Origin of the sequence: Rahnella sp. ATs2, from assembly GCF_051851855.1 — a bacterium.
In the GTDB taxonomy this organism is placed as follows: Bacteria; Pseudomonadota; Gammaproteobacteria; order Enterobacterales; family Enterobacteriaceae; genus Rahnella; species Rahnella variigena.
In genome coordinates, this window is the sequence record NZ_JBLYPL010000017.1 from 61,315 (window position 1) to 75,777 (window position 14,463).

13 protein-coding genes are annotated in these 14,463 nt (G+C 50.6%); 6 read left to right on the forward strand and 7 right to left on the reverse strand.

The features are described 5' to 3' along the window. Window positions 1-21 precede the first annotated feature (21 nt). On the reverse strand, window positions 22-1,098 hold the full coding sequence (locus tag ACJY2G_RS18150) for an ABC transporter ATP-binding protein (RefSeq protein WP_430320588.1): 1,077 nt from the start codon (window positions 1,096-1,098) through the stop codon (window positions 22-24). Between the two features lie 102 nt (window positions 1,099-1,200). Next, window positions 1,201-2,235, reverse strand: a complete 1,035-nt coding sequence (locus ACJY2G_RS18155) for a LacI family DNA-binding transcriptional regulator (RefSeq protein WP_439291976.1) — start codon at window positions 2,233-2,235, stop codon at window positions 1,201-1,203. A 265-nt stretch (window positions 2,236-2,500) separates the two neighbouring features. On the opposite strand from ACJY2G_RS18155, the gene ACJY2G_RS18160 reads away from it, so the two are divergent. Genes ACJY2G_RS18160 through ACJY2G_RS18180 form a run of 5 tightly spaced genes read left to right on the forward strand, consistent with a single transcriptional unit; the run spans window position 2,501 to window position 8,135 of the window. Next, window positions 2,501-3,763, forward strand: coding sequence for an ABC transporter substrate-binding protein (locus ACJY2G_RS18160; RefSeq protein WP_439291977.1), 1,263 nt, complete (start codon window positions 2,501-2,503; stop codon window positions 3,761-3,763). 4 nt (window positions 3,764-3,767) lie between these two features. Further along, window positions 3,768-4,637, forward strand: coding sequence for a carbohydrate ABC transporter permease (locus ACJY2G_RS18165; protein WP_430320590.1), 870 nt, complete (start codon window positions 3,768-3,770; stop codon window positions 4,635-4,637). Window positions 4,638-4,657: 20 nt separating this feature from the next. Further along, window positions 4,658-5,515 carry a carbohydrate ABC transporter permease gene (locus tag ACJY2G_RS18170; protein ID WP_430320608.1) on the forward strand — a complete coding sequence of 286 codons (858 nt, stop codon included), beginning with the start codon at window positions 4,658-4,660 and terminating at the stop codon, window positions 5,513-5,515. Window positions 5,516-5,527: 12 nt separating this feature from the next. Continuing rightward, complete coding sequence (locus ACJY2G_RS18175; RefSeq protein WP_430320609.1) at window positions 5,528-7,078, forward strand: alpha-amylase family glycosyl hydrolase; 1,551 nt, start codon at window positions 5,528-5,530, stop codon at window positions 7,076-7,078. Beyond that, window positions 7,065-8,135 (forward strand): glycoside hydrolase family 130 protein, encoded by a 1,071-nt coding sequence (locus tag ACJY2G_RS18180; protein ID WP_167459661.1) that lies wholly within the window; start codon window positions 7,065-7,067, stop codon window positions 8,133-8,135. Before ACJY2G_RS18175 ends, ACJY2G_RS18180 begins: the two co-directional genes overlap by 14 nt. Window positions 8,136-8,238: 103 nt before the next feature. Here the strand turns inward: ACJY2G_RS18180 and yigL are convergent, their stop codons facing one another. Continuing rightward, the gene (gene yigL / locus ACJY2G_RS18185; RefSeq protein ID WP_113878084.1) at window positions 8,239-9,048 is read right to left on the reverse strand and encodes a sugar/pyridoxal phosphate phosphatase YigL; all 810 of its coding nucleotides are present in this window, start codon (window positions 9,046-9,048) and stop codon (window positions 8,239-8,241) included. 48 nt (window positions 9,049-9,096) lie between these two features. Continuing rightward, window positions 9,097-10,089, reverse strand: a complete 993-nt coding sequence (gene pldB, locus ACJY2G_RS18190; protein WP_112291313.1) for a lysophospholipase L2 — start codon at window positions 10,087-10,089, stop codon at window positions 9,097-9,099. A 121-nt stretch (window positions 10,090-10,210) separates the two neighbouring features. Here pldB and rhtB point away from each other — a divergent pair, with 121 nt between their 5' ends. After that, window positions 10,211-10,831, forward strand: a complete 621-nt coding sequence (gene rhtB / locus ACJY2G_RS18195; protein WP_112291315.1) for a homoserine/homoserine lactone efflux protein — start codon at window positions 10,211-10,213, stop codon at window positions 10,829-10,831. 64 nt (window positions 10,832-10,895) lie between these two features. Here the strand turns inward: rhtB and rhtC are convergent, their stop codons facing one another. The 3 genes from rhtC to pldA all read right to left on the reverse strand — a co-directional run bounded on the left by rhtC (window position 10,896) and on the right by pldA (window position 14,391). Beyond that, on the reverse strand, window positions 10,896-11,513 hold the full coding sequence (gene rhtC / locus ACJY2G_RS18200; protein WP_112291317.1) for a threonine export protein RhtC: 618 nt from the start codon (window positions 11,511-11,513) through the stop codon (window positions 10,896-10,898). Between the two features lie 37 nt (window positions 11,514-11,550). Beyond that, the gene (recQ, locus tag ACJY2G_RS18205; RefSeq protein ID WP_430320591.1) at window positions 11,551-13,383 is read right to left on the reverse strand and encodes an ATP-dependent DNA helicase RecQ; all 1,833 of its coding nucleotides are present in this window, start codon (window positions 13,381-13,383) and stop codon (window positions 11,551-11,553) included. A gap of 129 nt (window positions 13,384-13,512) precedes the next feature. Beyond that, the gene (gene pldA, locus ACJY2G_RS18210) at window positions 13,513-14,391 is read right to left on the reverse strand and encodes a phospholipase A (RefSeq protein WP_120162795.1); all 879 of its coding nucleotides are present in this window, start codon (window positions 14,389-14,391) and stop codon (window positions 13,513-13,515) included. Window positions 14,392-14,463: the final 72 nt, after the last annotated feature.

Here is a 14,463-nt window from a genome sequence, read left to right on the forward strand (position 1 = left end):
CCGAAAGGTGCCTTTTTTGTTTTACACAGCTTCAGAAGGGATCCGTCTGCCCGCTTCATCAAACAGTAAAATACTGGCGGCATTAAATCCAAAACTGAGCGGCGTATTTTTAGCAAAAGAGAGCTGTTTCGACGATTTCATTTTCAGGATGTGCTCGCCGAAACGCGCGTATACCAGCGTGGAATCGCCCTGTAATTCAGTGAAATCGACTAAAACGTCAAATGCGTTTTCCGTCGCTTCATTCAGGCGCAACAGCTCAGGGCGGATCGCCAGCGACACGGTTTGTCCATCCTGCGCCGCGGGGAATTTATTGCCCAGAGGAAACATCGGCTGCCCGTCAATACACAACTGGCGGCCAGTCACCTGCGCGGGGATCACATTGATTTTCGGCGTACCGATAAAACCGGCAACAAACAAACTGGCCGGACAGTTGTAGAGTTCAACCGGCGAACCAATCTGCTCAATATTACCCTGATTAAGCACCACAATCCGGTCCGCCAGCGTCATGGCCTCGACCTGATCGTGGGTCACGTAAATCATGGTGTTTTTCAGGCGTGCATGCAGCTGACTGATTTCCTGACGCATCTGAACGCGCAGCGCGGCATCGAGATTCGACAGCGGTTCATCAAACAAAAATACTTTCGGCTGCTGAACGATAGAGCGCCCGATGGCGACGCGCTGACGCTGCCCGCCGGAAAGATTTTGCGGCAACCGGTCGAGCATCTCGTCCAGCCGCAGGATCAGAGCCGCTTCGCTGATGCGTCGGGCGATTTCAGCCGGTGGCGTTCGGATATTCTTCAGACCAAACGCCAGATTCTGCCTGACGGTCATGTGCGGATAAAGCGCGTAGGATTGAAATACCATCGACAGACCGCGCTTTCCGGCGGGCAACTCCGTCACGTCAGTGTCCTCAATGTGGATGGTCCCGTCGCTCAGCCCATCCAGCCCGGCAATCATGCGCAGCAATGTTGATTTACCACAGCCCGACGGCCCTACCAGAACCAGAAACTCACCGGAACGGATCTCCAGAGTTAAATCGGGGATCACGGCTGTTTTGCCATAGTATTTTTTGACGTTTTTTAGCGTTAAGCCTGACATAGCGTTGTCCTTTGAAACAAAATGATGCGCGGTTACGCCCCGGCAAAGGCGAGCAGTATTCCGCCAACATCGGTCATTGCGTCCTGATGGCCCCGCCAGATATCAGGTAGAACCACGTATAATTAACCTAAACTCCAGGTCGTGGTGAATATTGGTTTTACCTTCCAGCAACAGGGCTGCGGCTATTTCACCTTTTTTAACCGGGTCCTGCGAGATTGTCGTGAGCCCGATCTCATTCACTGGCCGGGGAATATTATCAAAACCAGTAACGGCTATATTTCCCGGAACAGATAGCCCGCTTTTCCGGCAATAATTAATGGCACCCTGCGCGAAGCGGTCGGACAGGCAAATAAACGCGGTGATATCGGGATTACTTATCAGTAATTCCCTGGCAGCTATTTCGCCAAATGTTTCATGATGGTTCGTTTCGCAAAGAAAGCATTTATTCAGATCAATATTCCATTCCCGGAAAGTTGCCACGCAGGCATTCACACGGGTAATCATCACTTGATTATCACCGGAAATACTCTGACTCAATGGCATCACTCCTTTTCGTCCCTGAAGAGAAGGGAATGAAATAATCCCAAATTCACGGTGCCCTTTTTCCAGCAGGTGCAGACAGATTTCCCTCATCGCCCTGTCGTTATCAATAGATACGCTGCTGTGCGAGGGAATTTTAAAATCCGTAGTCACCACGGGCAGATTTTTGGACAACGCTTTGGCGATGATCTGATCATTATTGTGTGTCGCATTAAGGATATAGCCATCTACAGCCGTATTGATGACACTGGCCCGCGCGCCCTGCCCGTTATGCAACGGGATCAGGATAATGCTGACTCCTTTTCGGTCACATTCACCGGCGATGCCTTGCATAAGCTGCACGTCATGACTGTCTGTAAACACATCGCTGAGCGTGTCATTAAAAATAATCCCGATGGCATCCGATTTCCCGGTACGCAATGCCCGACCAAGATTGTCAGGCCCGTAGAAATTAACGGAATGCGCATAATCGATTATTCGTTTTCTTAATGATTCTGACAGCTTCCCCGGATTATTAAATGCATTCGACACCGTGGTGTGCGTCACGCCTAATTCGCGGGCAATTGACTTTAACGTTATCTTACTCAGCTTACACACTCCTGAATGCGGTGAATAAAGGAAGCCCTGCCTCTGAAATGCAATAAATTACCCCACATATACTCACAGCCAACAGGCTATTGCAACGATTATAAAAATAAAGTTTAACGTTAAACAAAATCATTTATGTGACTGTAATAACGTTTATTCAATGATTGTCCATGCTAGCGTTTAAATAGACGTTAATTCATAAAAAAATAATATGAATAACCATTAAATATAATTTCTCATTATGACTAATAACCTAATAGAAACGGGAAATAGCATGAAAATAATGAAACTGGCTGCTATTGCAGGTATCACGTTATTTCTTTCGGGCTGTGGCCCTGATGAAAAAGACCAAACCAGCATTAAAATGTGGGTCGCGCCGAATATTACACAGGAAGTGTATTGGGGTGAAATCGTTAAAGAATGGAACAGCAACCCTGCCAACCGGAAAGTAGAATTCACCTCAATACCGGCGGCAGGAAGTTCTGAAGAAGCCATCATGAATGCGCTGGCGTCGGGTACAGAGCCAGACATTTCGACCAATATTTTTATCGGCTTTGCTAAGCAGTTATCCGAACTTAAACAGCTCACTGATTATTCCAAAATGCCCGGTTTTCAGACACTGACAGAAACCCGTCATATGGGAAAAACGATTTCAAACTGGCAGTTCGACGGACAGCAGACAGTCATCCCCATTTACATCAGCCCTGTTCTCTACTGGTGGCGCAGTGATCTGCTGACAGCTCAGGGTTTTGACCACGTTCCGACCTCTTATGACGAAATTTACACGCTTTCAGAACGTATCGCGCTCACTCAGAAGGGTTACAGCCTGCAACTGACCAGCGGTAAAAACTGGTGGGATCGCTGGTTCGACTTTATTCCGCTGTATTACGCCGCCGCGGGTGGCCGCCCGTATATTCAGGATAAAAAATCGGCTTTCGATAATGAGTCCGGTCTGGAAGCACTGAATTTCATGGCGAAAATGTTTGCCAATAAGTGGACCAGCTACGATTTCACAACCGCAGACGATCCTCTGGCGGCGGGAATGGTGCTGGGAGCCATGCGCGGGCCCTGGGATATCGAACGTTATCAGAAACAATTCCCTGAAGTACTGAAAGAGATCCGTATCGGCCCAATGCCGACTCAGTCTGGCGCGCCGGGTGCAAATACCATGGCCGACAGCAAAGGGATCGTGATGTTCAGTACCTCGAAAGTGCAGAACGACGCCTGGAAATTTATTCAATGGGTATACAGCGACCCGAAACACGATCTGCGCTGGCTTGAACTGACAGGTATGCCTCCGGCCAGAGAAGATTTGCAAAGTAATCCGGTGTTCAGCGACTACCTGCAACAGCATCCGCTGGTGAATGACATCGTCTCCTACGTCCCGAAAGCTGTGCCGCCTGCCGCCGTCACGAAAACGGTCGAAGTCCAGCGCACAATGACCCAAATGATTGAAAAACTGATGTTTGAAAACAACTCAGTGCCGGACGCGCTGCACCAGTCTTCGCAAGAGATTGACAAAATACTGGAACAATAAAGCGATGATTAAACTGAAAGAGTCCACCACAGGAGGCCTTCTGGCCTCCACTTACCTCGGATATTCTCTGGTATTCTGGCTTTATCCTTTTATCTGGTTAGCGGTACTGAGCTTTACTGACTGGAAATTTATTGGCACGCCCTCTTTTAATGGCGTGAAGAATATTATTGCCGTCATGCAGAATCCTTTGTTCTGGACAGCAATGTATAACGTATTTAAATTTCTGGCTTACTATCTGCCGATTGTTTTGGTGTCTTCATTATTATTCGCCTTCGGTTTAAGGAAACTAAAATATGGCAAAGCCTTTGTTGCCCTGAGTTTCCTGCTCGCCAATGTTTCATCCGGCGTGGCGTATTCTATTGTATTTTCCAAACTGTTGAGTGAAACAGGCCCCATAAATACCTTTCTGATGAACACAATGGGTATTAATGTTCCGTGGTTTACCCATCCGGATTTTGCCATGTTATCTGTTGCTCTTATTATCACATGGAAATTTGTTGGCTACTACGGCCTGATTTTTTATTCCGGACTGATTACGATTCCGAAAGATATCTACGATGCGGCAGATCTCGATAAAACCAGCGGCCCCGGAAAAATATGGCATATCACATTACCCCTGATGAATGCGCAGATCGTCATGGTGCTGGTTCTGGCGATCACAGTCGCGTTCAGTATTTTCACCGAACCCTATCTCATCACCGGCGGCGGTCCGCTGCAAAGCACCACCACACCAATGGTAGTGATGTATGAAGCCGCGTTCCGGCAGATGCAACCAAGCTGGGCCGCCACCATGTCAATTATTGTCGCCGTATTCAGCTTCTCACTGATCTGGATATTGCGCCGGTGTCTGGAAAAGAAAATCGAGATCGTATGATGAAGACTAAAACTGCACAGATGCCGACAGCCTCTCCTGTGCAAAAATATTCGCTGAAAAGAACACTCAGTTCTGTGGTGATCCATCTGCTGATGTTTGTGCTGGCCATCACCTGGTTATATCCCTATTTATGGATGCTAATCGGTTCTTTTAAAAACACCGCTGATATTTATACCACTTCGCTTTTTTCCGGCCCGCTGTCATTCGATAATTATACTTTCCTGTTCGACGGCAACGGTAAAGCGGAAAAACCCTTTCTTCGCACGTTGTTTAATTCCATTTTCATTACATTAACCATTACAGTGTGCGTCACACTGAGTTCCTGTTTAATAGGTTATGCGCTGGCAAAAATGGAATTCAAAGGCCGGAGTATTTTTAAAAACCTGCTGATCTTACAAATGGTTTTCCCGGCATTCATGTTTATTATTCCGCATTTTGTACTTATGCGGGAACTCGGCATGCTTAATTCGTATGGCGCACTTATTTTACCGTTTGTCATGAATGGCTGGGGTATTTTTATGATTTCCCAGAGTTTTAAAGGCACGCCCAATGACTATATTCATGCCGCGAGATTAGATCACGCCGGTCTAATCAAAATTCTGTTCCATGTCATGTTGCCTCTCAATAAATCCATTCTGGCTATCGTCGCAATATTTACCTTCACCAGCGCCTGGGACAATTTCCTCTGGCCGCTGATTGTGATGCAGGACGCTAACAAAATGCCGCTTTCCGTTCTGCTGGCGACGTTCAGTAAATCTTACAGCGTCTATGTCGGCCCGATTCTGGCGGGGTCGGTGGTACAAACTTTGCCGATCGTCGTCTTGTTTATCCTCTTCAGGAAGCATTTCCTGGAAGGGATGTCGCTTTCACTTAAATAACAGGCATGAATGATGAATAACCTGAAAACAGCGCAGGAACGGGTATTTTATCAGGTGTATTTGCCGTCTTTCTGCGACGGTAATACGGACGGATTGGGCGATTTTCAAGGTCTGATTTCTAAGCTGGATTATCTGGCTGAGCTGGGCATTGGCGGTATCTGGGTGACGCCTTTTTACCCGTCTCCGCTGGTGGATAATGGCTATGACATCAGCGACCACTGCGCTGTTGATCCGCGTTTTGGCACGTTAGCGCTTTTTGATGAACTGATTGCAGCCTGTCATCAGCGCGACATTTTGCTGGTGATCGACGTGGTAATTAATCACGTGTCAGATCAGCATCCCTGGTTTCAGGCAGCGCTCAGCCAGCCTGACAGCCCTTTCCGCGACTTCTTTTTCTTTCGTGAGCAAACTAATAACTGGACCTCTTTCTTCGGCGGTTCAGCCTGGACACAGGAGCCCGGCGGAACGGCCAGTTACTACCATAAATTCTCGCCTCAGCAGGTTTGCCTCAACTGGTCTCAGCCTGCCGTTGAGCGTGAGATTAAAAAAATCTTCGATTTCTGGATAGCCCGCGGCGTCGACGGTTTCCGTTTTGACGTGATTAATTTTCTGACCACCGATGGCATCGGGGACGATCACCCGCCAGCCGAAACGGGCGCAGAGCCACCTCATGAAAAAGATATCAATCAGCCCGGTGTGCTCGATGTAGTGAAGCGCCTGTGCCGCCATATCCGTGCACAAGGGGAATTCCTGCTGATTGGCGAAGTGGGCAGTGAAGTATTGCCGGTGATGGCGCCTTATCAGGGTGCGGAGCTGCTGGACGTGGTCTTCAATTTTAATCTTGGCAGCCAGAAACACTTCGATATCACCGCGATCTTCGCCGAAATGCAGGCTATGGAAGCCACGCTGCCCGGCTTACCGACGCTGTTTTTTTCCAGCCATGATATGTCACGCATGATCAGTCGCTTCGGTGAATCCTCCCGGGATGTTCCCCGTGCGGTGGCCGTTTTCGCCCTGCAAATGACCGCCCGTGGTCTGCCTTTCATCTTTCAGGGTGAGGAAATCGGCATGACGGATTTTGTCCCGCAGAATTTGCAACAAATGCGGGATATTCAGGGCATCACTCAATATCACACCGCAATCTCAAAAGGTATGCGTAAAGAGCAAGCACTTACTTACTCATTGCCTTTCTGCCGTGATGCCTCCCGCTTACCCGTTCCCTGGACGCCAGCCAATAACAGCGAAGGGCAAGTAAACGTCGCAACAGAGAGTAAGTGCTCACATTCGATTTTTAGCGCATATAAGCAACTGATTGCGTTGAGAAATAGCCATCCTGCGCTTCAGCGTGGTCACTATGAGTACCTCACGCTGTTTAAACAATGCCTGATATTCCGCCGCTTTCTGAAAGGGGAATGTCTGGAAGTGATGATCAATTTCGGCGCGACGGTCGTCAACGTAGGTTATGGCGATGGCAATCCCGTCTTGTTCGGCGCGGATGAACCGCTGCTGGAAAAAAACCAAATTCTTATCAAAAAGGTAAACCATGAAAATACTCAGAAGTGATAAAAATCCGCTGTTAACACCTGCCGATATCATCCCTTCCCAGCCCGGCTGGAAGGTCGATTGTGTATTTAATGCAGGCGTGTGTTCGTATCAGGATGAAACCCTGCTACTGCTTCGTGTTGCGGAAAGCGTGGTCTCAACGGACGCCAATTGTCTGGAAGTACCGCTTCTGGTGAACCGGCAAAATACCTGGCATCCGGGCACTAAACGTTTTCAACGGGACGACCCGGCCTATGACTTCAGTGACCCCAGAATGATTGCACTGAAAGCCGATCCTTCGGTTATCTGGCTGACCTCCATGTCGCATCTGCGGTTAGCGAGAAGTCAGAATGGTGAAGATTTTATTGTGGATACTCAGCCATTTTTAACCGCCGATACGCAATATGAGCAATTCGGCTGCGAAGATCCGCGAATTACGCTGATAGACGGTGTTTACTACATTAACTATTCGGCCATTTCGCCGTATGGCATTTCTACCGCACTGGCGACCACCACCGATTTTATTGCTGTGGAAAAACAAGGCGTGATTTTCTGCCCGGATAACCGCGACGTGTGTTTCTTCCCGGAAAAAATTAACGGCAAATATCAGGCGCTGACCCGTCCTTCGCCCAAACATTTTGGTAAGCCGGAGATCTGGATCTGTGAATCCCCGGACATGCTGCACTGGGGCAATCATCGCCATTTACTCGGCAGCGCGTCCGGCGACTGGGATGCGCTGAAACTGGGCGGTGGCGCCCCGCTGATGAAAACGGCACGTGGCTGGTTACAGATTTATCACGGCGTGGATAAAGATCAGCGCTATTGCCTCGGCGCCATGCTGCTCGATTTGCATAATCCATTGAAAATTATTGCTAAATCCTCAGCGCCGCTGTTACAACCGGAAGCGATTTACGAGAGAGAAGGATTCTTTGGCAACGTAGTCTTTACCTGCGGCGCGCTACTTGAAAAGGACACGCTGAAAATTTACTACGGGGCCGCCGATGAGTGTATTGCGCTGGCGACAATGCCGCTGGCGGATTTGTGGCAACATCTGGGCATTTCAGTAAGTGCAGATTAGGCAGGATCAGAGGCGGGAACCACCAAAGCAGAGTGAATACCCTGCTTTGGTTTTACGACTTTTGTTTTACGACTTTTGTTTTACGACTTTGCTTTAAAACTGATTAGCTTTCTTCAGCCAGATACATCTTACGCAGGTAATGCGGCACGGCATCGTCGGCGTTGGATCCGATGATTTCTGCATCCGGCATGGCGGCTTTCAGTCGTGGCAATGAACCGCTCATCAGACAACCTTTACCGGCCATGGTCAGCATTTCAAGGTCATTCAGGCCATCACCAAAAGCGATGCAATCCTTCAGGGAATAGCCCATCAGCTTGGAAACATATTCCAGCGCATGACCTTTTGACACGCCGCCTGCCATGACTTCCAGACATACCGGCAGTGAGAAGCTGACGTTCACACGATCGCCCCAGCGCGCATTGATCGCTTCTTCCAGTGGCAACAGTTTTTCGTGATCTTCACAGGTGAAATACACTTTGCAGATACCGTCAGTTTCCAGCAAACCCGGCTCATACAGTTTGTATTTAAAAACGGATTCACGGAAGAAATCATCCTGATCGGCGCGGTCACGGTTCATGTACCAGTCATCATTACGATAAACGTTGGTCAGAATATCCGGGTTGTTATGCATGATGCCGAACAGGTCTCTGGCGATGTCTTCATCCAGATTGTGCGAGAAAATCAGGTCGCCGTCGGTGTTATGCACGCGCGCACCGTTGGAGGTGATCATGTACGCACTGATTTCCAGATTGTCGCGCATCTGCGCCACGTCGATATGGTGACGCCCGGTGGCGAAAACGAAATGCACGTCGCGCTGAGTCAGCAGTTTCAGCGTCTCTTTGGCGAACGGGCTCAGGGTATGATCAGGTGATAGCAGCGTGCCATCTAAATCGGAAGCAACAACATGGTACATAGCGTTAGGTTCTAACCTCTGATGGAGTTGTGCGCGGCGAACCGCGGATTAAAGCTGTCGCGCAAAAAAGCGCATGATAGCGTCCAGCGCCTGTGCCCTCAGGTCGTCCCGTTCAAACAGGATCTCATGGCGCGCGCCTTCGATGACCAGCGGTTTTTCCCCTTCACAAGGGTGCCCCGCAACGGCCATGGCCTGACAAAAAGCAAGATGGGACCGGTTATCCACCACACGGTCTTCGCTCGCCTGCAATAACAGAACAGGAGTGGTGATTTTTTCGGCTTCTTTCAGGATATGCATCCCCGCCTCAATGCCTTCACGCACCCAGTGATAGGTAGGTCCGCCAACCTGCAACTCAGGATAATCGGCGTAAAACCGCAAATTGCGGCGATAACGCGCGCGGCTGTGCGTCAGCTGGTTGACTACAAACGGCAGCGGCCGCCAGTGGCCGGTACCCAGCGCATAGCCATCACGACGAACCGGACGATTTTCCGCCCAGTTAAGGATACGGCGCGATAACCATCCCGGCATCGGCAAATAAATACCGGTCATCGGCGCCAGTAACGCCGCAGCATCGAAATTCTGCGGATTTTTTGCCAGATACAACGCCAGAATTGCCCCGCCCATAGAGTGTGCCAGCGCAAACTTTTTCTGGTACTGACGCGGCGCAACCTCCAGCTGATAAAAGCGGTCGAAATCTTCGACATAATCGTCAAAGTGCTTCACGTGACCACAATGCGGATCATCGAGCATACGCCCGGAACGTCCCTGACCACGGTGATCGACAATCATGACATCGTAGCCGCAATGGAATAAATCGTAGGCCACTTCGGGATATTTTACGTAGCTTTCTATACGACCCGGTGACACAACGATGACTTTATCGTGAGCAGGCGAACAAAACCGGACATAACGGACAGGAACATCATCAACGCCGCTAAACTCGCCTTCTTCGCGTGTCCGCCAGAAATCCAGCAAAGGCCCGGTCGCAAAGGCTGCAAACTCCTTCTCACGTGTTAACCACTTCGCATAATTCGCAGGCATTCAATGATCCAAAGTCGTCAAACAGGGAGGATGAAAGTGTTATTTGTGAGCTATAGCGCAATTATAGACAATGGCGTATTGTGCCATAAAACAACCTAAAACGTACTCAGGGAGTCTCGCAATGACACTGGACTGGTGGTTAACCTACCTGCTCACCACTTCTATTTTAAGTTTATCACCCGGTTCCGGCGCGATTAACACCATGAGCACCGGCATCAGCCACGGCTATCGTGGTGCTGTGGCCTCAATTGCCGGGTTACAACTCGGTTTAGCGATCCACATCGTGCTGGTCGGTATCGGGCTGGGCGCGCTGATTTCATCATCGCTGCTGGCCTTTGAGTTTCTCAAATGGTTTGGCGCCGCCTACCTGATCTGGCTGGGTATTTGCCAGTGGCGCTCCGCCGGTGCGATTGACCTGAACGCGCTCGCCAGCAGTATGCCGCGACGCCGTTTGTTCAAACGCGCCATTCTGGTGAACCTGACCAATCCAAAAAGCATTGTATTTCTGGCTGCACTATTTCCACAGTTTATCATTGCGCACCAACCTCAGGCTGCACAATACGTGGTACTGGGTGTCACCACGGTGGTTGTCGATATCATTGTGATGATCGGCTACGCCACGCTGGCCACCCGCATCGCCGGTTGGGTGAAAGCACCGAAACAAATGCAGTTGCTGAACCGCATCTTTGGCTCGCTGTTTATGCTGGTGGGTGTGTTGCTGGCGAGTGCGCGGAAGGTTTGATTTCTCAGAATGCAAAAAGGGTCCGGCATCAACCGAACCCTTTTTTATTAACCGGCTAATTTGCTCAGCGGTTGATGATTAAGGCAACACCAAAGCCTGCAAACACCACACCCGCCACGCCATCAATCCATTTCGCCAGACGCTGATACCCGCGACGCATTTTAGGCAGGGCAAAGACCAGTGCCACTAATGAGAACCAGGCCAGGGTTTCCACGACGATCAGCAGGAATATGCCCAGACGCTCGCCGCCGCTGACGCTGTCGCTAACAAACATCGAGAACACGCTGCCGAAGTAAATGACGGCTTTCGGGTTAGAAAGATTGGTCAGCAGTCCGCGCATAAACGTGCGGCCACGGGCAGGCAGAGCCACCGGTGTATCATCGCCGTTTTGTTTCTTAGCACGTGCAGATTTCAGCAGTTGCCAGCCCATCCAGCACAGATACAATCCGCCGCCGACGGTGATGATCTGATGCAACCAGGCCATTTTTTGCAGAATAAGATGCAACCCCATCAGCGCAACGGCGGCCCACACCAGCACGCCCAGCGTAATGCCAATCACGCCCATCATGGCTTCTTTACGCGACCGGCTGGCGGCGGTTTGTGAGACAAAGAAGAAGTCCGGTCCCGGACTCATCAGCGCGATCAGATGAACCATCGCAACCGTCAGGAATAGCATCAGCATGATTAACTCTCTGTGTTATGTGTAGGAAACAGAATTCTTACTCGTCGCCGTTATCGATGTGATCGCGGATCATCGCCATAAATGGCCGACCGAATTTCTCCAGCTTACGCTGACCGACACCGGTGATGTCGAGCAAATCACTCGCGCTGACCGGCAGATGTTCAGCCATTTCCAGCAGCGTCGTGTCGTTAAATACCACGTATGGCGGCACATTATTATCATCCGCCAGTGACTTACGCAGTTTACGCAATTTAGCAAACAGCTTACGGTCGTAATTTCCGCCGTAGGTTTTCTGACTGGCACTGCTTTTAATTTTGAGCGTCTGAATTCGTGGCACCGCCAGCTGAAGCGGGATTTCACCACGCAGCACCGGACGCGCAGATTCTGTCAGCTGTAACGCAGAGTGCATGGCGATGTTTTGCATCACCAGCCCGAGGTGGATCAGCTGGCGAACCACGCTGGTCCAGTGCTCGTTACTGTGTTCTTTGCCGATACCATAAACCGACAGCTTCTCGTGGCCGTATTCACGGATACGCTGATTGTTCGAGCCGCGCAATACTTCGACCACATAACCCAGACCAAAACGTTGCCCGACGCGTGCGATAACGGACAGCGCTTTCTGCGCGTCCAGCAAGCCGTCGTAGCGTTTTGGCGGATCCAGGCACACGTCGCAGTTACCGCAGGCGTTCTGTTTACCTTCGCCAAAGTAATTGAGCAGCACCAGGCGTCGACAGGTTTGCGCCTCCGCGAATGCGTTCATGGCATTCAGTTTGTGGCGTTCAACATCCTGCTGGGCGCCAGCCGGTTTCTCTTCCAGACAGCGGCGCAACCAGGCCATATCGGCCGGATCGTAAAGCAATACCGCTTCCGCTGGCAGGCCGTCACGTCCGGCACGCCCCGTTTCCTGATAATAAGATTCAATGGTGCGCGGAATATCAAAGTGCACCACAAAACGCACGTTAGGCTTGTTGATGCCCATACCGAAGGCGACGGTGGCAACCACAATTTGCAGGTCATCACGCTGAAAACCTTCCTGCACGCGGGCACGGGTTTCGTTATCCAGTCCGGCATGATAAGCGCCAACGCTCAGCCCGCGACTTTGCAATCGCGCTGCGGTGTCTTCAACTTTGGCACGGCTGTTACAGTAAATGATGCCGCTTTTGCCGCGCTGATCCTGCACAAAGCGAATCAGCTGATCGAGCGGCTTAAATTTTTCCACCAGCGTGTAACGGATATTTGGACGGTCAAAACTGCTGACCTGAATCAGCGGGTCATTCAGTTCCAGCAGGCGGACGATATCGTTACGTGTGGCTTCATCGGCGGTCGCGGTCAGGGCGATCACCGGCAGTTGCGGATAACGCAGTTTCAGCTGGCCAAGGGCGCGATATTCCGGACGAAAATCGTGGCCCCATTGGGAAATACAGTGGGCTTCATCGACAGCCAGCATTGCCAGATTCCACTGTTGCAGCTGTTCCAGGAAATCGCCCATCATCAGGCGTTCTGGCGCGATATACAGCATTTTGATACGTCCCGCGCGGCAACCGGCCATGACTTCCAGCTGTTGCTCACGGGTTTGCGTCGAGTTCAGGCAACCGGCTTCAACGCCTGCGGCCATCAGCTGATCGACCTGATCTTTCATCAGGGAAATGAGCGGCGAAACCACCAGCGTCAGGCCGTCCATCACCAGTGCGGGGATTTGATAGCACAGCGATTTACCGCCGCCTGTTGGCATCACTACCAGACAATCCCGGCCAGAAATGGCGGTGTTGATGATAGTTTGCTGGCCTGGTCTGAATTGCTGATAACCGAAGGTATCGCGTAATACCTGATGAGCCAGCTCTTCTTTGTTTATCACTGCCGCCGTAGACACTCAATTCCCCAACTGTTCAAACCACCCGGCTAAGCCCTAAAGCCGCCGGGGCTGTACTGCACCGACATAATATACCCTAAATAATCCGCGATGCAGCCAACGCAACTGCAACCAGAAGTATGGCGGGGATTACATAATGTCGTTAAGCATAATACCGACGCCGATACGGGTCTGCTTATGGTTATAGTCGATCAATGACTCGCCGTAACCACTGAATACCTGAGTATAGAAGCGAACTTGTTTGGAAATCGGGTAGCTCCAGCCGGTCGTCGCGCCGCCGTAACCGGTATTCCAGTTGTAACGGCTTTCGACGCTGAACACGCTGTCGCCCCACGCATACCCAACTTTCAGGCGGTAATAGCCCATGTACTTGGCGATGTCCGGGTTGTCGTCATCTTCATCGCTTTCAGGGATGCGATACCAGGGTTTCAGATCAACCTGCCAGTTGCCGTGCTGCGCCATGAAACGGGCATACACACGGTTCCAGCTGCGGGACGTCGGGTCGGAGCGACCGTTAGACTGGTGACTGACACCATATTCTGCTTCACGCAATGTCCAGCCGAGGACATCGTAATCCGTTGCCCAGGCCAGGAAAAGCTGTGGCTCGTAGTTGGTCTCACGGAAAGGTGAAGACTGCCCGCTGTTAGAAAGCTGCCAGAATGATTTTTGCGTGTAGGACGCGCCGAGAACCGAGTTATCACCCGCAATACCGCGCCACAGAGGGAATGCCAGGCTGAGCTGGAACTCGACTTCATCGTGACGTGCTTTATCTGCCCAGTCGTAAGACTCAATCGCTTTCTTGTTGATATTGCTGGTATCGGTGTAAATCAGAAAGTTGGGTTCATAAGGATATAACGTGAACGGGTTGTCATGCTCTTGCAGCATATTTGCAATAATGCTTCCGCGCACAGCAGGTTTATCATGTACTTCCTGTACCGTGGCTTCCTCTGCATAGCCCAACAATGGCAACGCCAACAGCGTGGCACCGACAGCCCAATTTTTACGCATTATTCCTTACCCTCACCCTAAAGTTATTGATTCATTATTTTTTGATAATCAGCCTTCCGCCCGGCCGGCAAT